Origin of the sequence: Ornithinimicrobium carbonis (assembly GCF_050703245.1) — a bacterium.
GTDB lineage: Bacteria > Actinomycetota > Actinomycetes > Actinomycetales > Dermatophilaceae > Ornithinicoccus.
In genome coordinates this window covers 2,808,354-2,832,846 of sequence record NZ_CP192647.1, presented here as the reverse complement: position 1 = coordinate 2,832,846, position 24,493 = coordinate 2,808,354, and the positions used below count along the sequence as shown (strand labels likewise).

Here is a 24,493-nt window from a genome sequence, read left to right as displayed (position 1 = left end):
ACTGACCGCGACACGACTGGCGAGGGTGGACCACCACCGGGGAGTGACGTCGTGGGCATCGCCCGCCTGGGTGCCCGCACCGCGATCCGACCGCTGAGGAGACCCGCCGTGCAGGACCCCCGCCCGACCCCCGGGAGCGAGAGCTCCGACCCCGCCGGTCCCGGCGCACCGGCGACCTCCGAGGTTCCCGCGGCGCCCGACGTCGCGACCGTCCGCGAGGCCGGGGACGACGACGGTCGACGGCCGCTGCGCCGGGCCCTCGTGTCGGTCTACGACAAGACGGGTCTGGACGAGCTGGTCGCCGGCCTGCACCGCGCCGGGGTGGCGCTGGTCTCCACGGGGGGATCGGCCGCCCGGATCGAGGAGCTGGGCGTCCCGGTGACCAGGGTGGAGGACCTCACCGGCTTCCCCGAGTGCCTCGACGGCCGGGTCAAGACCCTGCACCCCCGCGTCCACGCCGGCCTGCTGGCCGACACCTCCAACCCCGACCACGTGGCCCAGCTCGAGGAGCTCGGGGTCGAGCCCTTCGACCTCGTCGTCTGCAACCTCTACCCGTTCACCGAGACGGTCGCCTCCGGCGCCGACCAGGACGCCTGCGTGGAGCAGATCGACATCGGCGGCCCCTCGATGGTCCGGGCCGCCGCGAAGAACCACCGCAGCGTCGCCGTGGTCACCAGCCCCGCGGCATACCCCCGGGTCGTGGCCGCCGCCGCCGGCGGGGGCTTCGACCTGCCGGAGCGGCGGCGACTGGCCGCCGAGGCGTTCGTGCACACCGCCACCTACGACGTGCACGTCGCCTCCTGGATGGGCAGCGTGCTGACCGACACGGGGGACGGCTCGGGGTTCCCCGCCTGGGTCGGTGCGACCTGGGAGCGCAGGGCGGTGCTGCGCTACGGCGAGAACCCCCACCAGCGCGCTGCGCTCTACGCCGACGGCTTCCGGCCCACGCCCGGGCTCGCCCAGGCCGAGCAGCTGGGGGGCAAGGAGATGTCCTACAACAACTACGTCGACGCCGACGCGGCCCGCCGGGCCGCGTCCGACCACGGCGACCGCCCGACGGTGGCGATCATCAAGCACGCCAACCCCTGCGGCATCGCCGTCGGGGCCGACGTCGCCGAGGCGCACCGCCGGGCGCACGCCTGCGACCCGGTCTCGGCGTTCGGCGGGATCGTGGCGACCAACCGGCCGGTCACCCTGCTCATGGCCGAGCAGCTCAAGGACGTCTTCACCGAGGTCGTCGTCGCCCCCGACTTCGACGCCGACGCCCTCGAGCTGCTGCGGACGAAGAAGAACCTGCGCCTGCTGCGGGCGGCCCCGCCCTCCGCCGGCGGCACGGAGACCCGTCCGATCTCCGGCGGGCTCCTGCTGCAGTCCGTGGACGCCGTCGACGCCGTCGTCGAGGACGGCGGTGACGACGCGTCGCGCTGGCGGCTGGTCGCCGGCCCGCCCGCCGACGAGGCCACCCTCGACGACCTGCAGTTCGCCTGGCGGGCCGTGCGGGCCACGAAGTCCAACGCCATCCTGCTCGCCTCCGACGGGGCCAGCGTCGGGATCGGGATGGGCCAGGTCAACCGGGTCGACTCCTGCCACCTGGCGGTGAGCCGGGCCGGGGATCGGGCCGCCGGTGCCGTCGCCGCGTCGGACGCGTTCTTCCCCTTCGCCGACGGCCTGCAGGTGCTCCTGGACGCCGGGGTGCGGGCCGTCGTCGCGCCAGGAGGCTCCGTCCGGGACGAGGAGGTGGTCGCCGCGGCGGAGGCCGCCGGCGTGACGACCTACTTCACCGGCACCCGACACTTCGCGCACTGAGCCACGACCTACACTCGGGCCCATGAGCGCCACCATCCTGGACGGCAAGGCCGTCCTCGCCACGATCAAGGACGAGCTGCGGACACGGGTGAGCGCCCTGGCCCGGCGGGGGACGGTCCCGGGGCTCGGGACCGTGCTCGTGGGGGAGGACCCGGCCAGCTCGTGGTACGTCGGGGCCAAGCACCGCGACTGCGCCGAGATCGGCGTCGCCAGCCTGCGGCGCGACCTGCCGGCGGACGCGACCCTCGACCAGGTGCTCGCCGTCGTCGACGAGCTCAACGCGGACCCGGCGTGCACGGCCTTCCTCGTGCAGCAGCCCACCGGGCTGGACGAGTTCGCGATCCTCTCGCGCGTCGACCCGGTCAAGGACGTGGACGGTCTGCACCCCTTCAACCTGGGCTCGCTCGTGCTGGGCGAGCCGGCGCCCCTGCCGTGCACGCCGGTCGGGGTCGTGGAGCTGCTGAGGCGCTACGACGTGCCGCTGGCCGGGGCAGAGGTGGTCGTGGTGGGCCGGGGTCTCACCGTCGGGCGCCCGCTGGGGCTCATCCTTTCCCGACGCTCGGAGAACGCCACGGTCACGCTGTGCCACACCGGGACCCGTGACCTGGCCGCGCACACGCGCCGGGCCGACGTCGTCGTCGCGGCCGCCGGTGTCCCCGACCTCATCACCCCGGACATGGTCCGGCCGGGGGCCGCGGTCCTCGACGTCGGGGTGGCCCGCCGCGACGGGAAGATCGCCGGCGACGTCCACCCCGACGTGGCCGAGGTGGCCGGGTGGCTGTCGCCCAACCCGGGCGGCGCCGGGCCGATGACGCGGGCCATGCTGCTGAGCAACGTGGTGGAGGCCGCCGAACGGGCCGCCGGCGCCGGCCCGGCGTGAGCCCGGGGCCACCCGCAGGACCGCTGGACGACGACCCCGAGGCCGAGCGCAGGGCCGCCGTGCCCCGGCAGCCGCTCGGCCTGTGGTGGGGTGCCGGCGTCGCGGGGCTCACCGTGGCGGCGGTGCTGCTCGTCACCGAGAACCTGCGTGCCTACGGGTATGCCGTGGGCGTGACCATGGGCGTCCTCGCCCTCGCCCGGATCCTGCTGCCGGACGCCGCGGTCGGGGGGCTGGCGGTGCGCTCGCGCTGGGTCGACGCCACGATCATGGCGCTGCTCGGCCTGGCCGTCGCCGTGCTCGCGGCCACCCTGCGCATCCTCTGAGACCGGCGGCGCACCTGGCCAGGGACGCGACCTGCGGCCGCCGGCAGACTCCCCGCGTGGCGCGCCCGCCCCTGCGCGTCACGCGCCACGGGCCCCTCCCCGGCGGGGGAGGGGCCCGTGGTCAGCGGCGGCGGTCCCGTCGGACCGACCGGTGCCGCGTCCTCAGACCAGCCCGAGCTGGGTGACCGCGTCGCGCTCCTCGGCCAGCTCGGCCACGGAAGCGTCGATGCGACCGCGCGAGAAGTCGTCGATCTCCAGGCCCTGGACGATCTCGTAGCCGCCGTCCCGGGTGGTCACCGGGAAGGAGCTGATCAGGCCCTCGGCCACGCCGTAGGACCCGTCGGAGGTGACGGCCCATCGACACCCAGTCGTTCTCGGGCGACCCGCGCAGCCAGTCGCGGGTGTGGTCGATCGTCGCCGACGCCGCGGAGGCCGCGGAGGAGGAGCCCCGCGCCTCGATGATCGCGGCGCCGCGCTTGGCGACCGTCGGGATGAAGGTGTTCTCCAGCCACTCCTGGTCTCCCACCGCCTCGGCCGCGTTGCGACCGCCCACCTTCGCGTGGAACAGGTCGGGGTACTGGGTCGCGGAGTGGTTGCCCCAGATGGTCATCCGGGTGATGTCGGTGACCGGTGCACCGACCTTGGCGGCGAGCTGGGCGATGGCCCGGTTGTGGTCGAGTCTGGTCAGGGCGGTGAACCGCTCGGCCGGGATGTCGGGGGCGTTGCTGCGGGCGATGAGGGCGTTGGTGTTGGCGGGGTTCCCGGTCACGGTCACGCGGACGTCGTCCGCGGCGTGGTCGTTGAGGGCCTTGCCCTGGGCGGTGAAGATCGCGCCGTTGGCCTCCAGCAGGTCGCCGCGCTCCATGCCCTTGCTCCGGGGGCGGGCGCCGACGAGCAGCGCGACGTTGACCCCGTCGAAGACCACGTCCGGGTCGTCGCCGATCTCGATGCCGGCCAGCGTGGGGAACGCGCAGTCGTCGAGCTCCATGACGACCCCCTCCAGCGTCTTCAGCGCGGGCGTGATCTCCAGCAGCCGCAGCTCGACGGGGGTGTCCCTGCCCAGCAGCTCGCCCGAGGCGATGCGGAACAGGAGGCTGTAGCCGATCTGACCGGCGGCGCCGGTCACGGCAACCTTGACGGGTGCGTTCATGAGGGGGTGCCCTTTCCTCGGGTATGGGGTTGCGCCGGGTCCCGCAGGCCCGAGCCCGGGCGGCTGCGGTCCCGTCGGTCCGACGCTAGCACCGGCCCGCCGGGCCGGCTGAGCCGGATGCGGGCGCCACGGCGGGCGCCGTCCCCCCACGGGGTGGCGGGGGTCGGCCCCGCCGGATAGCGTGGCGTCCGGACCGGCCGGGACACCCGGGGGTGGCGACCCACCCCGCCCCGCACCGGTGGAAGGAGTGGACGATGGGTTTCTTCGACAAGGTCAAGGACGCGCTGACCGGCTCGGACGAGGCGCGGGCCGAGAGCGCCCGGGAGCGTGCCCGGGAGGCGCAGGAGAAGGCCGACCGGGTCACGGCGGAGGCACGCGCGAAGGCCGACGAGGCGCAGCGGGAGGCCGACGAGGCCGCCCGCAAGGCCGACGACCCGGCCGACAGCATGACCGCCGAGGACGCGACGACCAAGCAGCGGCTGGCTGACGAGGCGAAGAAGGACGCGGCCGAGGCTGAGGCCGAGGCCGAGAAGGAGGTCGTCCAGGCGGAGGCGAAGGCCCAGAAGGAGGCCGCCCAGGCTGAGGCGGGGGCCAAGAAGGAGGCGGCCGAGCAGCAGGCCGGCGCCGAGCAGGAGGCCGCTGAGCAGCGCTCCGACGCCGTCGCGCACAAGGCCGAGCAGACGAAGGCGGCGCAGCACCGCACCCACACCGTGCAGCGGGGCGACACCCTGGCGGGCATCGCCGAGCACTACGGCGTCGACGCCGACGAGATGGCCCGCCTGAACAACCTGGACAACCCGGACCTGATCTACCCGGGTCAGGTCTTCAAGGTTCCCGCCGGCTGAGCCCGGCCCCCGGCCCAGGTCGGGGAGGGTCACCCCCCGGTTCCGGGCCCGTCGGCGCAGCGCGTCGGCGGGCCCGTGCCCGCCCCCGGGTAGGGTGAACCGCGTGTCCGCTCCCGGAGCCGCCCCCGACGGCCCGACCACGCACGTGCCCGCCGCTCCCGTCGTGGGGGTGGCCCTCCCGGTGCCCGAGCCCTGGGGAGGCCATCTGCAGCGGCTGCGCCAGGACTACGGCGAGCCGGGCGCGGTCCACATCCCCACGCACATCACGCTGCTGCCGCCGACCCCGATCACCCCGGACCTCGTGGCGCCCCTGCGCCAGCACCTGGCGGCGGTGGCGCGCACGCACGACCCGTTCACCGTGATCCTGCGGGGGACGGGCACCTTCCGGCCCGTCTCCGACGTCGTCTTCGTCCAGGTGTCGCAGGGCGTGTCGAGCTGCGAGCGCCTGGAGCGGGACGTGCGGGCGGGGCCGGTGGAGCGACGGCTCGACTATCCCTACCACCCGCACGTGACGATCTCCCACGACCGCTCGCCCGAGGTCCTCGACCGGGCCTTCGCCGACCTGGCCGCGTTCTCGTGCACCTTCGAGGCGGTCAGCTTCCGGCTCTACCTGCACGGCGGGGACGGCATCTGGCAGGTCGTGCAGGACTTCGCGCTCGCCGGCTGAGGCGCGACCCGTCCGCTCAGGCGACCGCGCGGGCGGCGTCCGCCACGACCCGGCCGTAGTGGCTCAGGAGCTGGTCGACCAGGGCCGGCCAGGAGCGACCCACCACGCGCGCGCGCCCGGCCGCTCCGGCGCGGGCGCGCCGCCCGGCGGCGTCCGGCTGCTCGAGCAGGCTCTGGACGGCGGCTCGCAGCGACCCCGGCCGGTCGGGGTCGAAGAGCTCGCCGGTGCGGCCCACCTCGACCAGGTCCAGGGGTCCGCCCCGGGCCGGGGCGACCACCGGCAGCCCCGACGCGGAGGCCTCCTGCAGCGTCTGACCGAACGTCTCCCGGGTGCCGGTGTGCACGAAGGCGTCGAAGGCGCCGTAGGCCCGGGCCAGGTCGAGCCCCTCCCGACGGCCCAGGAACGCGGCTCCCGGCAGCAGCGCCTCGAGCTGGTCCCGGCTGGGTCCCTCCCCGACCAGGACCAGCCGGGTCCCGGGCAGGTCGACGAGCTCGGCCAGGCGGTGCAGCTCCTTCTCCGGGGCCAGCCGGCCCACGTACCCCAGCAGCACCTCCCCGTCGGGAGCCAGCCGCGCCCGCAGCGCGCGGGTGGCCGGCTCCTCCGCGCGGCCGGGGTGGAAGAGGTCGGCGTCCACGCCCCGGCCCCACAGGGCCACCCGCGGCACGTCGTGGTCCGCCAGGTCGTGCAGGGCCGCGGTGGAGGGGGCCAGGGTGAGGTCGGCCTGCTGGTGGATCCGGCGGATCCAGCGCCAGGCCGCACGGGACGTCAGGTCGCCGGCGGGACCGGAGTGCTGGCGGATGTAGGAGGGCATGTCCGTCTGGTAGACCGCCACGGACGGCAGCCCCAGGGCCCGGGCCGCGATGAGGCCCCGGACCCCGAGGACGAACGGCGAGGACACGTGGACCACGTCGGGCGCGAACCGGTGGAGCACCGTCTCCAGCTCGTAGGAGGGCAGCCCGACCCGGAACTGGCGCACCGGGACGCTCGTCACCGAGTGCACCGGGAACCCGGCGTACCACTCGGGGGTGGCGGTCGGGCTCCAGGGGCTGGTCCCCGGTGCGACGACGAGGGCGTCGTGGCCGCCTGCCCGGAGGTTCTCCAGGATCTTGCACACGCTCGTGGTGACCCCGTTCAACGCCGGCAGGAACGACTCGGTCACGATGGCCACGCGCACGTGCTCCAGGGTGGGGGTCCCGGGTGTGCCGGGGGCGACCGTGGGGTGTGCGGCGGGTGAGCGTCGGGTGAGCAACGGGTGGCCGAGCCCGTCCCGCAACCGCCCGCGGCGGCGCGGCGGGTCCTCGTGCTCGCCGGCGGTGCTCAGGTCAGCTCCTCCCGACCGGTGCGGCGCAGGGTCTCCACCAGGCCTTTGATGTCCTGGCAGTGCTGCCGGGTGGTGACCAGGACGGCGTCGGGGGTGTCCACGACGACCACGTCCTGCAGTCCGAGGGTCACCACGGTCCGACCACCCCGGGGCGCGACGAGGCCGGTCGACCCCTCGTCCACGACGAGGTGGCCGGGGCCCAGGACGCGCAGCCCGGGGTGCTCGGCCGACTCCGGCAGCAGGTCGGCCAGGGAGGAGAAGTCGCCGACGTCGTCCCAGCCGAACGGCGCCGGCACGACCGCCACCCGACCCGCCGCGGCGGCCGGCTCGGCGACCGCGTGGTCGATCGAGATCCGCGGGAGCGACCCCCAGAGCTCCTCGATCGCGGAGGGGTCCTCGGCCACGCGGCGCAGGGTCTGCACCATCCGGGGATGCCGCGTCGCCAGCAGCTCCAGCAGCGTGCCGGCCCGCACGACGAACATCCCGGCGTTCCACAGGTAGGTGCCGGAGGACACGTACTCCGCCGCCAGCTCGGCGTCGGGCTTCTCCACGAACGCCTCGGCGTGCCGCACCTGCGGCGCCCCGGTGACCCCCAGCGCCCGCCCCACCCGCACGTAGCCGAAGCCCGTCGCCGGGCGGGTGGGCGTGATCCCGAGGGTGACGAGCAGACCCTCCCGGGCCGCGCGCACCGCCTGGTGGACCCGCTCGCGGAAGACCTCCGGCTGCTCGATCACGTGGTCGGCGGCGAAGGAGCCGAGCACCGCCTCGGGGTCCCGCCGCTCCAGGACCGCGGCCGCCAGGCCGATCGCCGGCATCGAGTCCCGGGGGCCGGGCTCCACGAGCAGGTTCGCCGGCAGCAGGTCGGGCAGCTGCTCACGCACGGCGTCCGCGTGCCGCGTCCCGGTGACGACGAGGACCCGGTCCCCCGCGAGCGGCCGCAGACGCTCCACGGTGTCCTGCAGGAGCGAGCGCCCCGACCCGGTGAGGTCGTGCAGGAACTTCGGGGAGGCGGCGCGCGACAACGGCCACAGCCGGGTCCCCGAGCCCCCGGCGGGGACCACGGCGGTCAGGTCGGGCACGAGGTCTCCTGCCGGGTCCGGGGTGGGCATGGGGCTCAGTCTAGGGTGGCGCCATGCCTGCGCCCCCGGGTCCGACCGCCGCGTCCGCCCCCGCCCGCCGTGCCGGTGGCGCCGTCGCGGTCACGGCATACCGGAGGGTGGTGCGGCCCCTGCTGTGGCGCGCGGACGCCGAACGGGTCCACCACGCGACCGTATCCCTGGCCCAGGGGCTGGGGGCCACCGCCCCGACGCGGGCCCTGGCCTCCCTGGCGGGGTATGCCGTGGGGGGGCGGGGCGTGGGAACCGAGCCGTCGAGGTGCTCGGGCTGCGGATGCGCCACCGGGTCGGCCTGGCGGCCGGCATGGACAAGGACGGCCGGGCGGTGCCCACCTGGGGCGCGCTGGGGTTCGGGCACGTGGAGCTGGGCACGGTGACCGCCGTCGCGCAGCCGGGGAACCCGCGGCCGCGCCTGTACCGGCTGCCCGCGTCGGGTGCGGTCCTCAACCGGATGGGCTTCAACAACGAGGGGGTGCACGCCCTGGCCGACCGGCTCAGGGCGGCCAGGGAGGCCGGGCTCGTGGACGTGCCGGTCGGGGTGAGCATCGGCAAGAGCAAGGTGACCCCGGTGCCGGAGGCCGTGGGCGACTACCTGACGTCGGTGGCCGCTCTGGAGGGGCTGGCCGACTACCTGGCCGTCAACGTCTCCAGCCCGAACACGCCGGGGCTGCGCTCGCTGCAGGACGCCGGGCCCCTCCGGGAGCTGCTCACCGAGGTCGTCCGGGCCGCCGCCGGCACGCCCGTCCTCGTCAAGCTCGCCCCCGACCTGACCGACCCCGCGCTGGACGAGGCGCTCGAGGTGGCGACCGGGGCCGGGGTCGCGGGCATCGTCGCCACCAACACGACGCTGTCCCGGGACGGGGTGGTGCCCGCCGAGCGCGAGCTCGCCTCCGCCCAGGCCGGCGGGCTCTCGGGGGCGCCGCTGACCCGTCGTGCCCGGGAGGTCGTGGCCCGCGTCGTGGCGCGCACCGACCTGCCGGTGGTGGGGGTCGGCGGCCTGATGACCGGGGACGACGTGCGGGCGATGCTCGACGCGGGGGCCAGCCTGGTGCAGCTCTGGACCGGCCTCGTCTACGCCGGACCGGGGCTGCTGGGAGAGGCCGTGCGGGCAGCGGGTGCGGCGTCCCGGCCCGCCGGGGAGGTGCGGCGCGGGCCCGGCCCGGCGTGAGCGCGGCCCGACAGTAGGCTGAGGTCATGTCAGAGGCGACGACCGAGTCCGGGCTGCCGATCAGGGCGCGCTACGGACCAGAGGACCTGGACGGCTTCGACCCCGCCACCCGGCTGGGCGAGCCCGGTGCCTACCCCTTCACCCGAGGGGTCTACCCGAGCATGTACACCGGGCGTCCGTGGACCATGCGCCAGTACGCCGGGTTCGGCACCGCGGCGGAGTCCAACGCCCGCTACAAGGAGCTGGTCGCCAACGGCACCGGCGGGCTGTCGGTCGCCTTCGACCTGCCCACCCAGATGGGCTACGACTCCGACCACCCGCTGGCCTCCGGCGAGGTCGGCAAGGTGGGCGTGGCGATCGACTCGGTCGAGGACATGCAGCTGCTCTTCGACGGGCTCCCGCTGGACGAGGTGTCCACCTCGATGACGATCAACGCCCCGGCCGCCTCGCTGCTGCTGATGTACCAGCTCGTGGCGGAGGGCAACGGCATCCCCGCGTCCTCGCTGACCGGGACGATCCAGAACGACGTGCTCAAGGAGTACATCGCCCGCGGCACCTACATCTACCCGCCGGCGGAGTCCCTGCGGCTGATCAGCAACATCTTCGCCTACTGCCAGCAGGAGATCCCGCGCTGGAACACGATCTCCATCTCCGGCTACCACATGGCCGAGGCCGGGGCCACCCCGGCGCAGGAGGTCGCCTTCACGCTGGCCAACGCCAAGGCCTACGTCCAGGCCGCCCTCGACGCCGGGCTGGCCGTCGACGACTTCGCCCCGAGGCTCTCCTTCTTCTTCGTCGCCCGCACCACGCTGCTGGAGGAGGTGGCCAAGTTCCGTGCCGCCCGCCGCATCTGGGCCCGGATGATGAAGGAGGAGTTCGGTGCGCAGAACCCCAGGTCGATGATGCTGCGCTTCCACACCCAGACGGCGGGCGTGCAGCTCACCGCCCAGCAGCCGGAGATCAACCTGGTCCGGGTGGCCCTGCAGGGGCTCGGGGCGGTCCTGGGCGGGACCCAGTCGCTGCACACCAACTCCTTCGACGAGGCGATCGCCCTGCCGACCGCCAAGGCCGCCCGGCTGGCCCTGCGCACCCAGCAGGTCCTGGCCTACGAGACGGACGTGACCAAGACCGTCGACCCCTTCGCGGGCTCCTACGTGGTCGAGTCCCTCACCGACGACCTGGAGGGGGCCGTCGAGGCGCTGATGCAGGCGGTCGAGGACCGTGGGGGAGCGGTCCGGGCGATCGAGCAGGGGTTCCAGAAGGGCGAGATCGAGCGGTCGGCCTACGAGAACGCCCTCCAGATCGACTCGGGCGAGCGGGTCGTCGTGGGGCAGAACAGGTTCACCGTGGAGGAGCACGAGCGCTACGAGCCGCTGCGGGTGGACCCGACCATCGAGGCGGCCCAGGCCGAACGGCTGGAGCGGCTGCGGGCCGACCGTGACCAGGGCGCCGTGGACCGCGCGCTGGCCGACCTGCGCGCCGCGGCCCAGGGCACCGCCAACGTCCTGCCCCCCATGCGCGAGGCGCTGGCCGCCAGGGCCACGGGGGGCGAGGTCGCCGACGCCCTGCGGGAGGTCTGGGGTCAGCACGTCCCGCACGAGACGTTCTGACCGGGCGGGGTGGGGTTGTACCCTGGGTGGTCGACCACCCGCCGCCGACCGAGGTGAGAGAACCCCCGTGACGACCCCTACCGCCCGCCGCGCCCGACGCGCCGACGACTCCTGGACCCCCCGGGAGGACCCCGGGATCGTCGAGACGGTCGGTCGGCACGTGGAGGGTATGGCGGAGCGGCTGGTCCAGCTGCGCCGCACGGTCCACCAGCAGCCCGAGCTCTCCTGGCACGAGCTGCGCACGACCGCCCTCGTCACCGACGTGCTCACCGACGCCGGGGTCGAGGTGACGGCGCTCCCGGGGACCGGGGCCGTGGCCGACCTGGGCCACCCCGACCCCCGCGTGCGGATCGCCCTGCGGGCCGACCTCGACGCGCTGCCGCTGGAGGAGGCCACCGGCCTGCCCTTCGCCTCGCGCACCCACGGGGTGTGCCACGCCTGTGGCCACGACGTGCACACCGTCGGCGTCCTCGGTGCCGGGCTGGCGCTCAAGGCGGTCGAGGACGAGCTGGTGCGGCGGCGGATCGGCGTGCGCCTCCTCTTCCAGCCGGCGGAGGAGACCATCCCCGGCGGTGCCCACACGGTCATGGAGCACGGCGGGCTCGACGGGGTGGACCGCCTGCTGGCGGTCCACTGCGACCCCTCGGTGGACGTCGGGTCGGTCGGCCTGCGCGTGGGTCCGATCACCGCCGCCTCCGACTCGGTGCACGTGGCGCTGACCGGCCGGGGAGGGCACACCTCCCGGCCCCACCTGACCCAGGACCTCACCTACGCGCTCGGCAAGGTGGTCACCGAGGTGCCGGCGGTGCTCTCCCGACGCCTGGACCCCCGGGACGGCGCCACGCTCGTGTGGGGCATGGTGCGCGCCGGCTCGGCGCCCAACATCATCCCCACGCGTGCCGAGTGCACCGGGACCCTGCGCATCCTCGACGCCGACGCGTGGCACAGCACCGGACCGCTCATCGAGGAGATCGGCGCTCGGTGGTGGCGCCGTACGGCGTCGGCGCCGAGGTGACCTACGTCAAGGGCGTGCCGCCCGTGGACAACGACAACGACGCCGTCGTGGCGCTGTCCAAGGCGGCGATGTCCCTCCTCGGCCCGCACGCGGTGGTGCCGACCAAGCAGTCCATGGGAGGGGAGGACCTGGGGTGGTACCTGACCCAGGTGCCCGGTGCGATGGCCCGGCTGGGGACCCGGACGCCCGGCGGGACCACCCACGAGCTGCACCAGGGCGACCTCGTCGTCGACGAGCGCGCGGTCGTCGTGGCCGCACAGGTGCTGGCGGCCAGCGTCCTGACCTCCGTGGGGCCCGACGGACTCCTCTGAGGGCCGTCGCCCCTTCGGTGCAGGACGGGCGTCCCAGCATGTTCCGGGGGGAGATACCATCAGGACTGCACAAACCCTATCTGCTGATCTAAGGAGGACCCCGTGCGTCGGGTTCTGAAGCTCGCGGCCGTCGGTGCCGCCGCCTCCTCGTCCTCGCCGCCTGCGGCGAGGCCCCGGAGGACACCGACACCGGTACCACCAACAACGACTCCGGTGCTGGCGCCACCGACGACACCGCCGCCACCGACGACGGCGCGGCCGCCGGCGGTGCCGAGGACTTCCAGGCGTGCATGGTCTCCGACTCCGGCGGCTTCGACGACCAGTCCTTCAACCAGTCGGGCAAGGAGGGTCTGGACGCGGCGGCGGAGTCGCTGGGGATCGACACCACCGAGGTCGAGTCCCAGTCGGACGCGGACTACGCCACGAACGTGAACAACCTGGTCAGCCAGGGCTGCAACCTGACCATCGGGGTCGGCTTCCTCCTCGAGGACGCGATCCAGGAGGCCGCGGACGCCAACGCGGACACCAACTTCGCCCTCATCGACTCCGCCTTCAGCGACGCCGACTTCAACCCGGTCGAGCTGGACAACGCCAAGCCGATCCTCTTCAACACCGCCGAGGCCAGCTTCCTGGCCGGCTACCTCGCCGCCGGCATGACCGAGACCGGCACCGTGGCCACCTTCGGCGGCATCCAGCTGCCCTCGGTGGCGATCTTCATGGACGGCTTCGCCGACGGTGTGGACAGGTACAACGAGGACAACGACGCCGAGGTCCAGCTCCTGGGCTGGGACAAGGAGGCGCAGGACGGGTCCTTCTCCGGCGACTTCGAGAACCAGTCCCAGGGCCAGACCCTCACCGAGCAGTTCATCGCCCAGGGTGCCGACGTCATCATGCCCGTCGCCGGTCCCGTCGGCCTCGGCGCAGCCGCGGCCGCCAGCGAGAACGAGGGCGTCAAGGTCGTCTGGGTCGACTCCGACGGCTACCTGACCGCCTCGGAGTACTCCGACATCATGCTCACCTCGGTCATGAAGCAGATCGGCCCGGCCGTCGAGGACACCATCACCCAGACCTACGAGGGCGGCTTCACCAACGAGCCCTACGTCGGGACGCTGGAGAATGAGGGCGTCGGCCTGGCGCCGTACCACGACTTCGAGGACGCGGTGGCCGAGAAGACCGCCGTCGGCCCCGACGGCGAGGAGATGCCGCTCAACGAGGTCATCGACGCCTACGAGGAGCAGATCGTCTCCGGCGAGCTGGCCATCGAGACGCCGAACGCCCCGCAGTGACCCGGTGACCCCCGGGGCCAGGCCCCGGGGACACCAGCGACGGCGCAGCGGCCCGGCCCTTCGGGTCGGGCCGCTGCGGCGTCGCCCACCGCCACCACCGCCAACGACACGAAGGCACCCACGCGATGAAGCTGGAACTGCGGGGCATCACCAAGGTGTTCGGCCCCCTGGTCGCCAACGACCACATCGACCTCGTCGTCGAACCGGGTGAGATCCACGCCCTGCTCGGGGAGAACGGGGCCGGCAAGAGCACCCTGATGAACGTCCTCTACGGCCTCTACGACCCGGACGGCGGGCAGATCCTGCTCGACGACCAGCAGGTCCGCTTCAAGGGCCCCGGGGACGCGGTCGCCGCCGGGATCGGCATGGTCCACCAGCACTTCATGCTGGTGCCCGTGTTCACGGTCGCCGAGTCGGTGGCCCTGGGCTACGAGCCCGCCGGCCCCGGCGGGGTGCTGGACCTGGACCGGGCCCGGCAGCGGGTCACCGAGATCTCCGAGCGGTTCGGCTTCCACGTGGACCCGGACGCGCTGGTCGAGGACCTTCCCGTGGGGGTGCAGCAACGCGTGGAGATCATCAAGGCGCTCTCCCGGGACGCCCAGGTGCTCATCCTGGACGAGCCCACGGCCGTGCTCACGCCCCAGGAGACCGACGAGCTCATCGGCATCATGGGTGAGCTGAAGGAGGCCGGCACCTCGATCGTCTTCATCACCCACAAGCTGCGCGAGGTGCGCGCCGTCGCCGACAAGATCACCGTCATCCGCCGGGGCAAGGTGGTCGGCGAGGCCAGCCCCAGCTCCACGGAGACCGAGCTGGCCTCGATGATGGTCGGACGCTCCGTGAGCCTCACCGTCGACAAGCAGCCGGCCACCCCGGGCGACGCCGCCTTCGTCGTGGAGGACCTCACCGTGGTCAGCCCCGCCGGCACCGTCCTGGTGGACGACATCTCCTTCGAGGTGCGCGCCGGGGAGATCCTGTGCATCGCCGGTGTCCAGGGCAACGGGCAGACCGAGCTCGCCGAGGCGATCCTGGGCCTGGAGGAGATCGAGTCCGGCCGGATGCTCCTCGACGGCACCGAGCTCGGCGGGACCGGGGTGCGGGACCGCCTCCGCGCGGGGATCGGTTTCGTGCCGGAGGACAGGTCCACCGACGGTGTCATCCCCAGCTTCACCATCGCCGAGAACCTGGTCCTGGACATCTACGACACGCCCGAGTTCGCGCGCGGGGTCACCATGAGTCCCGCCAAGGTGGCCGACAACGCGGTCCGGCGCGCCGAGGAGTTCGACGTGCGCTACACCGACGTGCAGGACCCGGTCTCCACCCTCTCTGGCGGCAACGCCCAGAAGGTGGTGCTCTCGCCCGGAGATGTCCCGTCCGCTCCGGCTGCTCGTCGCCTCCCAGCCCACCCGCGGCCTGGACGTGGGATCCATCGAGTTCGTGCACGGCCGGGTCGTCCGCGAGCGGGACCAGGGCACCCCCTGCATCATCGTCTCCACCGAGCTGGACGAGGTGCTCGGGCTGGCCGACCGGATCGCGGTGATGTACCGCGGCCGGATCGTCGGCGTGGTCGACGGGGCGGACGCCGACCGCGACATGCTGGGGCTGATGATGGCCGGGGTGCCCATGGACGAGGCCCGCCGGCAGGCGGCCGAGCACCACTCGGTCCTCGGTTCGGCCGACCTGGCCCGGGCGGGCGGCGGCAGCACCGCCCCCGCCCCCGCACCCCATACCCCCGACCCTGCGAGCGCGGAGGAGCGGTCGTGACCGACCACCCGAGCCCCCACGACGGCACGGACGCCGCCGACGAGCGGTCCGCCGCCGCCGCACCCCCCGCCGAGACCGGTGACGCGCAGCCCGCGGCCGCCTCCCCGGAGGGGCCCACGCACCGGGACGAGGACCACCCCGGGGTGCTGCACCAGATCCTCTCCGGCAACGCGCTGATGTCGGTGTTGGCGGTCGTTCTGGCGCTGCTCATCGGCGGGCTGCTCATCGCCTTCGCCGACGAGGAGACCCGGGCGGCCTCCGGCTACTTCTTCTCCCGCCCGGGCGACATGCTCTCGGCCGGCTGGACCGCGATGACCGACGCCTACGTGGCGATGTTCCGCGGTTCGGTCTTCAACTGGCAGTCCGACACCTTCGCCGGCATGATCAAGCCGCTCACCGAGTCGATGGTCTTCGCCGTCCCCCTGATCCTCGCCGGCCTCGGCATCGCCGTGGGCTTCCGGGCCGGCCTGTTCAACATCGGGGCCCAGGGCCAGATCATCGTCGGTGCCATCGTCGCGGCCTGGCTCGGCTTCGCCTTCGACCTGCCGCCCGTCGTCCACCTGCTGGCGGCGATCCTGGGCGGCGCGATCGGCGGGGCGGGCCGTCTACGGCGGCATCCCCGGCGTCCTCAAGGCCCGGTTCGGGGCCAACGAGGTGATCGTGACGATCATGCTGAACTACATCGCGGTCTACCTCATCAGCTTCGTCCTGCGGCAGCCGACCTTCAACCCGGGCCGCACCGGGCAGCGCAGCCCGGCCGTGTCCGCGGACGCCACCTACCCCCTGCTCATCCCCGAGTGGCTGGTGCCCGGCAACACCTTCCGGCTGCACTGGGGCTTCGTCGTGGCCGTCCTGGCGGCCTGGTTCGTGTGGTGGCTCCTGGAGCGCTCGACCGTCGGCTTCGAGATCCGCGCCGTGGGCGCCAACGCCAAGGCGGCCCGCACCGCGGGCATGTCGGTGGGGCGCACCACGATCATCACGATGGTCGTCGCCGGGGCCCTGGCCGGGCTGGCCGCCACCGCGCAGGTGCTGGGCACGGAACGGTCCCTGACGGCCGGGGTGGCCGCCTCCTACGGGTTCGACGCGATCACGGTCGCCCTGCTGGGGAGGTCCCGGCCGTGGGGCACCTTCTTCGCCGGGCTGCTGTTCGGGGCGCTCAAGGCCGGCGGCTTCCTCATGCAGTCCCTGACCCAGACGCCGATCGACATCGTGCTGGTCGTCCAGTCCCTCATCGTGCTGTTCATCGCGGCACCGCCGCTGGTGCGCACCATCTTCCGTCTGCCCGCACCGTCGGCGGCGCGACCACGGTCCCGCCGCGCAGTCAAGGAGGCCGCCGCGTGAGCACCACCACCGAGCGCCCCACCCCCTCGGGCGCCACCGCGGCCGGGCCCGGCCCGGGCACGCGGCGAAGGACGAGCCTGAAGCCGACGGTCGTGTACGCGCTCGCCGCCCTGGCCTCGCTGCTGCTGTTCGTCCCGGGCACCCCCAGCGACGTGCGCACCGTCTTCCAGTTCGGCTCGGGACGGGAGTTCATCCGGGTCCCGGACGTCCCCGTGCCCTCGCTGGTCACCCTCGTCCTGCTGACGGTCCTGCTCTCGCCGGGGCCGCCGTGTGGGCCTTCCTGCAGCACCGGGCCGGACGACCCCTGCCCGCCTGGTGGCACGTCCTGGTGGGCGTCGCCTTCATCACCGCCTTCCTCACCTACGTGGGGGCGGGCCGATCCTCGGTCATCCCCGTCGTCGCGCTGCTCGCCGGTGCGCTGGCGCTGTCCGTCCCGCTGGTCTTCGGCTCCATGTCGGGCGTCATCTGCGAGCGCTCCGGGGTGATCAACATCGCCATCGAGGGGCAGCTGCTCTTCGGCGCCTTCGCGGCGGCCCTGGTCGCCTCCTCGGTCGGCATCGGCTACGTCGGCCTGCTCGCCGCCCCGGTCGCCGGCGCGATGGTCGGTGGCCTGCTGGCCTGGTTCGCGGTGGCCTACCGGGTCAACCAGATCATCGTCGGCGTGGTGCTCAACACCCTGATCATCGGCCTGACGGGATTCCTCTTCTCCACGCTGATGTCGGACAACAAGGCGTTGTGGAACACCCGGATGCCGCTGCCGCGGCTGCCGGTCCCGGTGCTCTCGGAGATCCCGGTGGTCGGGCCGGTGCTCTTCGACCAGACCATCCTGGTCTACCTCATGTACGTCGTCGTCGCGGTGTTGCAGTTCATGCTCTTCCGCAGCCGCTGGGGCCTGCGGACCCGGGCCGTGGGGGAGCACCCCAGGGCGGCGGACACCGTGGGCATCAAGGTGAACACCCGGCGGGTGCTCAACGTCATCCTCGGCGGTGCCGTGGCCGGTCTGGGCGGCGCCTTCTTCACCGTCGGCTCCGGCCTGGCCTTCGGCCGGGAGATGTCGGCCGGCCAGGGCTACATCGCGCTGGCCGCGATGATCCTGGGCAAGTGGAACCCCAAGCTGGCGGTGCTGGCGGCGCTGCTGTTCGGTTTCTCCAAGAACCTCGGCAACGTGCTGTCGACCATCGGGTCGGGCGTGCCCTCGGAGCTGCTGCTCATGCTGCCCTACGTCATCACGATCCTGGCCGTCGCCGGGTTCGTCGGACGGGTCCGTCCGCCGGCCGCCAACGGCACGCCCTACACCAAGAGCTGAGCGGGAGGTACGACGTGAGCGAGCAGGAGGTGTCCGCGGACGCCGTGGACTGGGAGGGCCTGCGGGCCAGGGCCGTCGAGGTCATGGGGCGGGCCTACGTCCCCTACTCCCGCTACCCGGTCGGCGTCGCGGGCCTGGTGGACGACGGCCGGGTGGTCTCGGGCTGCAACGTGGAGAACGCCAGCTACGGCCTGACCCTGTGCGCCGAGTGCGGGATGGTCTCCGACCTCGTCGCCGGAGGTGGGGGCCGGCTGGTGGCCGTGGTGTGCGTCGACGGGCACGGCGGCACGCTGATGCCCTGCGGCCGGTGCCGTCAGCTGCTCTGGGAGCACGGCGGCGCGACCTGCCTGCTGGCCACGCCCGAGGGCGTGCTGCCGATGGACCAGGTGCTGCCCCAGGCGTTCGGCCCGGACCACCTCACCCGCTGACCCGGGTGGGGCGGTCGACCAGGGCTTGCCGCGGCATACCGGCCTCCAGCGCCAGCCGGGCGGCCTCGGGGCTGCGGGGGACGTAGAAGACCTCACCGGCGATTCCGCGCACCCGCTCGTGCAGGGTGCGCACCGTGCCGGCGTCGACGACCACGCGACCCTGCTCCGGCGGCAGGTAGAGGTCCTCGCCGAAGGTGCCGCCGCCGTCCCTGCGGGCGACCCGGGTGACGTCCACGGGACGGTGTCCCATCGCCTCGGCCAGCGTGCGCATCAGCGTGTCGTCCTGGGGCTCCCCGCCCTCCTGCGGCGTCCCCACAGCGACCCGGCCCTCCGGGCCTAGCTCCACGCGCTGGAGGACCTGCTTGGCCAGCAGGTCGCGGGTCATGACCGTGTAGACCAGGGCGCTGTGCCCGTCCACCTCGGCCTGCGCGGCGAGCACCAGCGCGGCCGCGTCCACCCCGACGGCCAGCGTCCGTGCGGCCGAGAGGGTCGCCGCCGTCCGGGGCGTGGAGACCCCGGCGACCACGCGACCGTTGCGGACGGCGATGATGGTGGGGAACATCGGCTGCTCGCCGTGCGTCCCACCACGGGCGCGGGTGCGCCGCAGCAGGTCGGTCACAGGAGGGACGACGAGGGCCATGACGTCAGCGATGAGCACGCGGGTCAGGATGCCACACCGGGGCGGGGCACGGCCGTGAAGGCCTCCCAGGTGCCCTGGTGGGGCTGGGTGCTGCTCGTGCTCGGGACGCTGAGCCTCCTGGACGCCCTGGACGGCGGGCTGCTCCCGCTGATCATCCTGGGGGTGATCGGGTGGAAGGTGTTCGGCAAGCAGCTGTCGGCGGGAGCCGGACCCCGCAACCGCGTCCCGCCGGCGGGCCGGCCCGTCGGCGGAACCGCCGCGCCGGGGGAGCGCAGCCCCTGGGGTCCGCCCTCGACCGGTGCCGGCCACGCCGGCCCGCTCGACCGTCCCGGTGGGCCCCCGACCATGCCGACGATCGACGTGCCCCGCTACCCGGGGTCGGCCGGGAACACCCGCACCGCCGCCGCCCGGCGCGCCGACCGGTCCGGGCAGCGCGGGCGACCCCGCCCGCTCGCTCCTGCGGCTGCAGCTGTCCCAGGTGGGGCGCGACCTGGAGCAGGCCCTCGCGGCCGGCGACGCGGGGCGCGCCAGGCAGCTGCTGGAGGGCATGGACCGCCAGCTCACCGCCGGCCGGGCCGAGGGGGCGCAGGAGCGCGCGCTGCACGACGACGTGCGCACGGCCCTGGGTGCGCTCACCCGCGGCTCCGGCGGCGTCGACCGCGCCGCGCTGGACCGGGTCGTGGCCCGGTGCCGCGCGATGGGCCAGACTGGGCACCATGAGTGAGTCCTTCGACGCCGTCGACATCATCCGGACCAAGCGGGACCGGGGGGAGCTGTCCCCCGAGGAGATCGCGTGGGTGGTGGACGCCTACACCCGCGAGGTCGTGGCCGACGAGCAGATGTCCGCGCTGGCCATGGCCATCCTGCTCAACGGGATGAACCGCCGCGAGATCGGCGACTGGACGGCGGCGATGATCGCCTCGGGGGAGCGCATGGACTTCTCCTCCCTCTCGCGGCCGACGGCGGACAAGCACTCGACCGGCGGGGTCGGCGACAAGATCACCCTGCCGCTGGCTCCGCTCGTGGCCGCCTGCGGGGTCGCCGTGCCCCAGCTCTCCGGGCGGGGACTGGGCCACACCGGCGGGACGCTGGACAAGCTGGAGGCCGTCCCCGGGTGGCGCGCCTCGCTGTCCAACGAGGAGATCCTCGACCAGCTCGAGGACGTGGGCGCGGTCATCTGCGCGGCCGGCTCCGGGCTGGCGCCGGCGGACAAGCGTCTGTACTCGCTGCGGGACGTCACCGGCACGGTCGAGGCGATCCCGCTCATCGCTTCCTCGATCATGAGCAAGAAGATCGCCGAGGGCACCGGGGTGCTCGTGCTCGACGTCAAGGTCGGCTCGGGGGCGTTCATGAAGACCGAGGCCGACGCCCGCGAGCTGGCCGAGACATGGTCGCGCTGGGGCAGGACGCCGGCGTGCACACGGTCGCCCTGCTCACCGACATGTCGACCCCGCTGGGCCTGACGGCCGGCAACGGCCTGGAGGTGCGCGAGAGCGTCGAGGTGCTGGCCGGCGGGGGGCCCCAGGACGTCGTGGAGCTCACGCTGGCCCTGGCGCGCGAGATGCTCGCCGGGGCGGGGGTGGAGGACGTCGACCCGGCCGACGCGCTGCAGGACGGCCGGGCCATGGACGTGTGGCGCCGGATGATCTCCGCCCAGGGCGGAGACCCGGACGCCGAGCTGCCGACGGCCAAGGAGACCCACCAGGTCGTCGCCGACCGCGACGGCGTGCTCACCGAGCTCGACGCGCTCGCCGTCGGGGTGTCCGCCTGGCGGCTGGGCGCCGGCCGCGCCCGCAAGGAGGACCCGGTGCAGGCGGCCGCCGGCGTGGAGCTGCACGCCAAGCCCGGTGACCGCGTCCGGGCGGGGGAACCGCTGATGACCCTGCACACCGACACCCCGGAGCGCTTCGAGCGCGCCGTCGCCGCCCTCGACGGTGCCTGGGCGGTCGGGGACCGGGCGCCCGACCGGCCGGACGTCGTCCTCGACCGCGTCGACTGACGCGGTCGGCAGGGGCGTCCTCGGTGCCCCCTCAGTACCCCTGGCCGTCGGCGGTGCCGCCGGCCGCCCCGGCCTCCGGGACGACGAGCGTGCCCGCGTCTGCGCGCTCGCGCGCACCGGTGAGCAGGGCTTCGGTGGAGGAGGTGCCGATCCGGGTGACGCCCTCGGCGCACATCGCCAGGAGGGTGTCGATGTCGCGGACGCCGCCGGAGGCCTTCACCTGGACCTTCGGTCCGGTGCTGGCGCGCATGAGGCGCACGTGCGGCAGGGTGGCCCCGCCCCCTGCGAACCCCGTCGAGGTCTTGACGAAGTCGGCCCCCGCAGCCTCGGCCGCCCGGCACCCGGCGACCACCTGGTCGTCGTCCAGCAGGGCGGTCTCCAGGATGACCTTCACGAGCGCACCGGCCGCGTGACCCACCTCCACGACGGCGGTGATGTCGTCCTGGACGTCCTGCAGCTCGCCGCCGCGGAGCCGGCCGATGTTGACGACCATGTCCAGCTCGGTCGCACCGTCCTCGAGGGCCTGACGGGACTCGGCCACCTTCGCCGTGGTCGAGGTGGTCCCGTGCGGGAAGCCGATGACCGTGCACACCCGGGTGCGGTGCCCCTCGACGGCCCGCGCCGCCAGGACCACGTCGCTGGGCCGCACGCAGACCGACCAGATCTCGTGCCCGGCGAGCTCGCGGCAGGAGCCTTCGACCTCCTGCGGGGTCAGCTCGGGCTTGAGCAGCGCGTGGTCCACGAGGTCGGCGACGTCCTGGACGGTCAGGGTGCTCCCGGGGGCATAGGTGTTCGGCATGCGTCCCACTGTAGGTGGACCACCTAGGATCGCGGTATGCCGACGACGTTGCGGCCGGTCCGGGTGCCCGGGACCGGGGAGAAGCTGATCCAGGAGCTGGCCGGCGCCGCCAGCACGGGGCACCGGACGGTGTCCTTCGCGCGGATGACGGCACCTCCGGGGTGGTCCGAGCCGGGCCAGCGTCCCGAGTTCGACGAGATCACCTACGTGCTCGCGGGGGAGATCCTCGTGGAGCACGAGGGCGGCTCGACGAGCGTCACCGCCGGGGGGTGCATCCTCACCCGCGCCGGGGAGTGGGTCCGCTACGCCGTCGGCGCCGCCGGGGCGGACTACCTGGCGGTGTGCGCCCCGGCCTTCACCGTCGAGGGGGCGCGGCGGGACCCCGGTCCCGACCCCGTCGGCGGCTGAGCCGCGTCCGGGGGGAGCAGGCGCCGGCGCAGGGCGTCGTCCCTGCCCAGGCGGGCCTCGTCGCGACGGCGGCGCTCGGCCAGGACCCCGGCGAGCAGCTCCTCGGGGTGCTCGTCAGCGGGCGCGGCAGGTGCCACGCGAGGGGCCACGGCCGTCCACAGCTCGGCAGCGGCGCGCGAGCGGGCGTCCGGGTCGAGCTGGTCGGCCCGGGAGAGCAGCTGGCGGACCGCGACGACGAGGGCGTCGGGCAGGGGGCCGATGTCCGCGTCCCTCGCCCAGGCGGTGACGGTGGGGCCGGCGGAGGGGAGCTCGACCGCGGGCAGCCTGACCCGGTCGCGCACGACGTACGTCCCGGCCAGCAGGTCGCCCAGGCGCCGGGCCCGCTCGTTGGTGGCGGCCACGAGGAGCGCCAGCCCGCCGAGGGTGAGCCACAGCTCCACGGTGCCGGCCAGGGCGCGGATCGTGGCGTGGCGCAGACCGATCGGACCGGTGTCGTCCCGCACGGTGCGCAGACCCAGGACGAGCTTGCCCACCGTCCGTCCGTGGAGGAGGGTCTCCAGCGTGACCGGCACACCGGCCATCCCCAGGACCATGAGCAGGATGAGGAAGGTCTGGCCGAGCGCGCCGTCGGCGGCGAAGAGCTCGACGGGGGTGAGGAGCAGGACCGCCGTCAGCAGCGCCGCGACGACCAGCAGGTCGATGAGCCCGGAGACCATGCGCAGCGGCAGGGAGGCCGCGGGCAGGTCGACCTCGACCGCCTCGCCGGTCACGAACCGGTCGACGTCGAAGATGCCCTGCCGCGCCACGGGCCCAGCCTAATGGGGGTGCAGTCACCCGTTCGGAGTGGATGGGAGGCTGGTGGCCGAGCCGTCGGCCGGTGAACACCGCTCTCAGCCTGAGGCCCTGTGGACCTCTAGCCCTAGATCGTGTCCCGGCCGGCGGGTAGGTCGCCCGTTGAGTGCTGCTGGGATGTCGTGCCCCACCACCCGTGGTGAGCACTGATCCATTAGGTCGCTACCGGGGCGGTCTCGGCTCACGGGAGATGACAGGACCGACAACGGAAGGAGGCGGTGGCAGTGATCTTCGTCGGCAACGACTGGGCAGAGGATCACCACGACGTGTACGTGATGGACGAGGCGGGCAGGAAGCTCGCGGCCAAGAGGGTCGGCGAGGGCATCGAAGGACTCAGCGCCTTCCACGCCCTGCTCGGCACCCACGCCGAGGATCCCGCGCAGGTGCGGATCGGGATCGAGACCGACCGGGGCCTGTGGGTCAACGCGCTGGTCGCGGCCGGGTACCAGGTCCACGCGATCAACCCCAAGGCGGCCGCGCGGTACCGGGACCGGCATCACCTCAGTGGTGCCAAGTCCGACGCGGGCGACGCCAGGATGCTGGCCGACCTGGTCCGCACCGACGCGCACAACCATCGCCTGGTCGCCGGTGACAGCGCACAGGTGGAGGGCATCAAGGTCATCGCCCGGGCGCACCAGAACCTGATCTGGTCCCGGACCCGGGAGGCCAACCGGCTGCGCAACGCGCTGCGGGAGTACTACCCCGCCGCGCTGGTCGCGTTCGAGGACCTGGACGACCGGGACGCCCTGGCCGTGCTGGGTCGGGCCCCCGACCCCATCACCGGGGCCAGGCTGAGCCTGTCCCAGATCAAGACCGCGCTGCGTGCCGGTGGACGCCGCCGGTACCTGGAGGCCACCGCCGAGCGGATCCAGGAGGCGCTGCGCAGCGAGCAGCTGGCCGCACCGGCCCCGCTCGTGCAGGCTCACGCAGCCAGCACCAAGGCCCTGGTGGGGGTGCTGGTCGCGTTCAACACCCAGATCAGCGACCTGGAGGCCCAGCTGGGCCAGTCTTTTGAGCAGCACCCGGACGCCGACATCTACCTCTCGCTGCCAGGCCTGGGTGACGTCCTCGGCGCCCGGGTGCTCGGCGAGCTCGGGGACGACCCCGAACGCTTCGCTGATGCCAAGTCTCGCAGGAACTACGCCGGCACCTCACCCATCACCAAGGCCTCGGGCAAGAGGAAGATCGTGCTGGCCAGGTACGTGCGCAACAAGCGGCTGTACGACGCGATCGACCAGTGGGCCTTCTGCTCCCTGAGCACCAGCCCCGGCGCCCGCGCCTACTACGACGAACGCCGCGCCGCGGACTACGAGCACCACGAAGCCCTCCGCGCCCTGGGCAACCGCTGGATCGGAATCCTGCACGGCTGCCTCAAGCACCGCACCCCCTACGACGAACACACCGCCTGGGCCCACCGCCACGCCACGGCAGCTTGACACGTTAGACCCCTGGGATATCT

22 protein-coding genes, 4 pseudogenes and 1 riboswitch are annotated in these 24,493 nt (G+C 73.8%); of the genes and pseudogenes, 19 read left to right on the top strand and 7 right to left on the bottom strand.

Features of this window, described 5'->3' with window-relative positions; genetic code table 11:
• The first annotated feature begins 2 nt into the window (after nt 1–2).
• A riboswitch (ZMP/ZTP riboswitch) is annotated at nt 3–79 on the top strand.
• 167 nt (nt 80–246) lie between these two features.
• Genes purH through ACQ95T_RS14215 form a run of 3 tightly spaced genes read left to right on the top strand, consistent with a single transcriptional unit; the run spans nt 247 to nt 3,009 of the window.
• On the top strand, nt 247–1,806 hold the full coding sequence (gene purH, locus ACQ95T_RS14225; RefSeq protein WP_425941840.1) for a bifunctional phosphoribosylaminoimidazolecarboxamide formyltransferase/IMP cyclohydrolase: 1,560 nt from the start codon (nt 247–249) through the stop codon (nt 1,804–1,806).
• Between the two features lie 22 nt (nt 1,807–1,828).
• Nucleotides 1,829–2,686, top strand: a complete 858-nt coding sequence (locus ACQ95T_RS14220; protein WP_425941593.1) for a bifunctional methylenetetrahydrofolate dehydrogenase/methenyltetrahydrofolate cyclohydrolase — start codon at nt 1,829–1,831, stop codon at nt 2,684–2,686.
• Nucleotides 2,683–3,009 carry a DUF3017 domain-containing protein gene (locus tag ACQ95T_RS14215; protein WP_425941591.1) on the top strand — a complete coding sequence of 109 codons (327 nt, stop codon included), beginning with the start codon at nt 2,683–2,685 and terminating at the stop codon, nt 3,007–3,009. Before ACQ95T_RS14220 ends, ACQ95T_RS14215 begins: the two co-directional genes overlap by 4 nt.
• Nucleotides 3,010–3,171: 162 nt before the next feature.
• On the opposite strand, the pseudogene ACQ95T_RS14210 reads toward ACQ95T_RS14215, so the two are convergent.
• Nucleotides 3,172–4,159 (bottom strand): annotated as a pseudogene (locus tag ACQ95T_RS14210) (malate dehydrogenase).
• A 254-nt stretch (nt 4,160–4,413) separates the two neighbouring features.
• Between ACQ95T_RS14210 and ACQ95T_RS14205 the strand changes: the two are divergent.
• The gene (locus ACQ95T_RS14205) at nt 4,414–5,004 is read left to right on the top strand and encodes a LysM peptidoglycan-binding domain-containing protein (RefSeq protein ID WP_425941587.1); all 591 of its coding nucleotides are present in this window, start codon (nt 4,414–4,416) and stop codon (nt 5,002–5,004) included.
• A 103-nt stretch (nt 5,005–5,107) separates the two neighbouring features.
• The gene (locus ACQ95T_RS14200) at nt 5,108–5,671 is read left to right on the top strand and encodes a 2'-5' RNA ligase family protein (protein WP_425941585.1); all 564 of its coding nucleotides are present in this window, start codon (nt 5,108–5,110) and stop codon (nt 5,669–5,671) included.
• 16 nt (nt 5,672–5,687) lie between these two features.
• Here ACQ95T_RS14200 and ACQ95T_RS14195 read toward each other — a convergent pair whose 3' ends face one another.
• Both ACQ95T_RS14195 and ACQ95T_RS14190 read right to left on the bottom strand, forming a co-directional pair.
• Nucleotides 5,688–6,845, bottom strand: a complete 1,158-nt coding sequence (locus ACQ95T_RS14195) for a glycosyltransferase family 4 protein (protein ID WP_425941583.1) — start codon at nt 6,843–6,845, stop codon at nt 5,688–5,690.
• 143 nt (nt 6,846–6,988) lie between these two features.
• Complete coding sequence (locus ACQ95T_RS14190) at nt 6,989–8,101, bottom strand: mannose-1-phosphate guanylyltransferase (protein WP_425941582.1); 1,113 nt, start codon at nt 8,099–8,101, stop codon at nt 6,989–6,991.
• 280 nt (nt 8,102–8,381) lie between these two features.
• Between ACQ95T_RS14190 and ACQ95T_RS14185 the strand changes: the two genes are divergently transcribed.
• The 8 genes and pseudogenes from ACQ95T_RS14185 to ACQ95T_RS14150 all read left to right on the top strand — a co-directional run bounded on the left by ACQ95T_RS14185 (nt 8,382) and on the right by ACQ95T_RS14150 (nt 16,602).
• Complete coding sequence (locus ACQ95T_RS14185) at nt 8,382–9,275, top strand: quinone-dependent dihydroorotate dehydrogenase (RefSeq protein WP_431473031.1); 894 nt, start codon at nt 8,382–8,384, stop codon at nt 9,273–9,275.
• Between the two features lie 26 nt (nt 9,276–9,301).
• Nucleotides 9,302–10,885, top strand: coding sequence for an acyl-CoA mutase large subunit family protein (locus ACQ95T_RS14180; protein WP_425941579.1), 1,584 nt, complete (start codon nt 9,302–9,304; stop codon nt 10,883–10,885).
• A 67-nt stretch (nt 10,886–10,952) separates the two neighbouring features.
• Entirely contained in the window at nt 10,953–11,900 is a 948-nt protein-coding gene (locus ACQ95T_RS14175; protein ID WP_431473030.1) for an amidohydrolase, read from the top strand.
• Complete coding sequence (locus ACQ95T_RS14170) at nt 11,867–12,211, top strand: M20/M25/M40 family metallo-hydrolase (protein WP_431473029.1); 345 nt, start codon at nt 11,867–11,869, stop codon at nt 12,209–12,211. The genes ACQ95T_RS14175 and ACQ95T_RS14170 overlap by 34 nt, the downstream gene beginning before the upstream one ends.
• 290 nt (nt 12,212–12,501) lie before the next feature.
• Nucleotides 12,502–13,497, top strand: coding sequence for a BMP family lipoprotein (locus ACQ95T_RS14165; RefSeq protein WP_431473028.1), 996 nt, complete (start codon nt 12,502–12,504; stop codon nt 13,495–13,497).
• Nucleotides 13,498–13,622: 125 nt separating this feature from the next.
• A pseudogene (locus ACQ95T_RS14160) lies at nt 13,623–15,261 on the top strand (ABC transporter ATP-binding protein).
• 176 nt (nt 15,262–15,437) lie between these two features.
• Nucleotides 15,438–15,794 (top strand): annotated as a pseudogene (locus tag ACQ95T_RS14155) (ABC transporter permease); the annotation flags it as partial.
• 136 nt (nt 15,795–15,930) lie between these two features.
• Nucleotides 15,931–16,602 (top strand): ABC transporter permease, encoded by a 672-nt coding sequence (locus ACQ95T_RS14150; protein ID WP_431473836.1) that lies wholly within the window; start codon nt 15,931–15,933, stop codon nt 16,600–16,602.
• Here ACQ95T_RS14150 and ACQ95T_RS14145 read toward each other — a convergent pair.
• On the bottom strand, nt 16,583–16,831 hold the full coding sequence (locus ACQ95T_RS14145) for a hypothetical protein (protein ID WP_431473027.1): 249 nt from the start codon (nt 16,829–16,831) through the stop codon (nt 16,583–16,585). The two genes, ACQ95T_RS14150 and ACQ95T_RS14145, sit on opposite strands and share 20 nt — an antisense overlap.
• A gap of 39 nt (nt 16,832–16,870) precedes the next feature.
• Here ACQ95T_RS14145 and ACQ95T_RS14140 point away from each other — a divergent pair, with 39 nt between their 5' ends.
• Together ACQ95T_RS14140 and ACQ95T_RS14135 are read left to right on the top strand one after the other, a co-directional pair.
• Nucleotides 16,871–17,908, top strand: coding sequence for an ABC transporter permease (locus ACQ95T_RS14140; RefSeq protein ID WP_431473026.1), 1,038 nt, complete (start codon nt 16,871–16,873; stop codon nt 17,906–17,908).
• Nucleotides 17,909–17,922: 14 nt separating this feature from the next.
• A complete protein-coding gene (locus tag ACQ95T_RS14135) occupies nt 17,923–18,336 on the top strand; it encodes a cytidine deaminase (protein WP_425941568.1) in 414 nt (137 codons plus the stop codon).
• Here ACQ95T_RS14135 and ACQ95T_RS14130 read toward each other — a convergent pair.
• Nucleotides 18,326–18,994 (bottom strand): hypothetical protein, encoded by a 669-nt coding sequence (locus tag ACQ95T_RS14130; protein ID WP_425941566.1) that lies wholly within the window; start codon nt 18,992–18,994, stop codon nt 18,326–18,328. The two genes, ACQ95T_RS14135 and ACQ95T_RS14130, sit on opposite strands and share 11 nt — an antisense overlap.
• A gap of 460 nt (nt 18,995–19,454) precedes the next feature.
• Between ACQ95T_RS14130 and ACQ95T_RS14125 the strand changes: the two genes are divergently transcribed.
• Together ACQ95T_RS14125 and ACQ95T_RS14120 are read left to right on the top strand one after the other, a co-directional pair.
• On the top strand, nt 19,455–19,700 hold the full coding sequence (locus tag ACQ95T_RS14125) for a hypothetical protein (protein ID WP_431473025.1): 246 nt from the start codon (nt 19,455–19,457) through the stop codon (nt 19,698–19,700).
• Nucleotides 19,693–20,975, top strand: a pseudogene (locus ACQ95T_RS14120) (thymidine phosphorylase). Before ACQ95T_RS14125 ends, ACQ95T_RS14120 begins: the two are co-directional and overlap by 8 nt.
• Before the next feature lie 31 nt (nt 20,976–21,006).
• Here ACQ95T_RS14120 and deoC read toward each other — a convergent pair.
• The gene (gene deoC, locus ACQ95T_RS14115; protein WP_425941560.1) at nt 21,007–21,774 is read right to left on the bottom strand and encodes a deoxyribose-phosphate aldolase; all 768 of its coding nucleotides are present in this window, start codon (nt 21,772–21,774) and stop codon (nt 21,007–21,009) included.
• 36 nt (nt 21,775–21,810) lie between these two features.
• On the opposite strand from deoC, the gene ACQ95T_RS14110 reads away from it, so the two are divergent.
• Nucleotides 21,811–22,182 (top strand): cupin domain-containing protein, encoded by a 372-nt coding sequence (locus ACQ95T_RS14110; protein ID WP_425941559.1) that lies wholly within the window; start codon nt 21,811–21,813, stop codon nt 22,180–22,182.
• Here the strand turns inward: ACQ95T_RS14110 and ACQ95T_RS14105 are convergent.
• The gene (locus tag ACQ95T_RS14105; RefSeq protein ID WP_425941557.1) at nt 22,104–22,988 is read right to left on the bottom strand and encodes an RDD family protein; all 885 of its coding nucleotides are present in this window, start codon (nt 22,986–22,988) and stop codon (nt 22,104–22,106) included. The genes ACQ95T_RS14110 and ACQ95T_RS14105 overlap by 79 nt on opposite strands.
• A 270-nt stretch (nt 22,989–23,258) precedes the next feature.
• Here ACQ95T_RS14105 and ACQ95T_RS14100 point away from each other — a divergent pair, with 270 nt between their 5' ends.
• The gene (locus ACQ95T_RS14100; protein WP_425941838.1) at nt 23,259–24,470 is read left to right on the top strand and encodes an IS110 family transposase; all 1,212 of its coding nucleotides are present in this window, start codon (nt 23,259–23,261) and stop codon (nt 24,468–24,470) included.
• Nucleotides 24,471–24,493: the final 23 nt, after the last annotated feature.

Excerpts from the sequence above, each read along its gene's own strand:
- ACQ95T_RS14185 (WP_431473031.1), top strand. The coding sequence starts at position 8,382 with ATGCGCCACCGGGTCGGCCTGGCGGCCGGCATGGACAAGGACGGCCGG.
- deoC (WP_425941560.1), bottom strand. The coding sequence starts at position 21,774 with ATGCCGAACACCTATGCCCCCGGGAGCACCCTGACCGTCCAGGACGTC.
- ACQ95T_RS14165 (WP_431473028.1), top strand. The coding sequence starts at position 12,502 with ATGGTCTCCGACTCCGGCGGCTTCGACGACCAGTCCTTCAACCAGTCG.
- ACQ95T_RS14150 (WP_431473836.1), top strand. The coding sequence starts at position 15,931 with ATGCTGAACTACATCGCGGTCTACCTCATCAGCTTCGTCCTGCGGCAG.
- ACQ95T_RS14110 (WP_425941559.1), top strand. The coding sequence starts at position 21,811 with ATGCCGACGACGTTGCGGCCGGTCCGGGTGCCCGGGACCGGGGAGAAG.
- ACQ95T_RS14180 (WP_425941579.1), top strand. The coding sequence starts at position 9,302 with ATGTCAGAGGCGACGACCGAGTCCGGGCTGCCGATCAGGGCGCGCTAC.
- ACQ95T_RS14205 (WP_425941587.1), top strand. The coding sequence starts at position 4,414 with ATGGGTTTCTTCGACAAGGTCAAGGACGCGCTGACCGGCTCGGACGAG.
- ACQ95T_RS14220 (WP_425941593.1), top strand. The coding sequence starts at position 1,829 with ATGAGCGCCACCATCCTGGACGGCAAGGCCGTCCTCGCCACGATCAAG.
- ACQ95T_RS14190 (WP_425941582.1), bottom strand. The coding sequence starts at position 8,101 with ATGCCCACCCCGGACCCGGCAGGAGACCTCGTGCCCGACCTGACCGCC.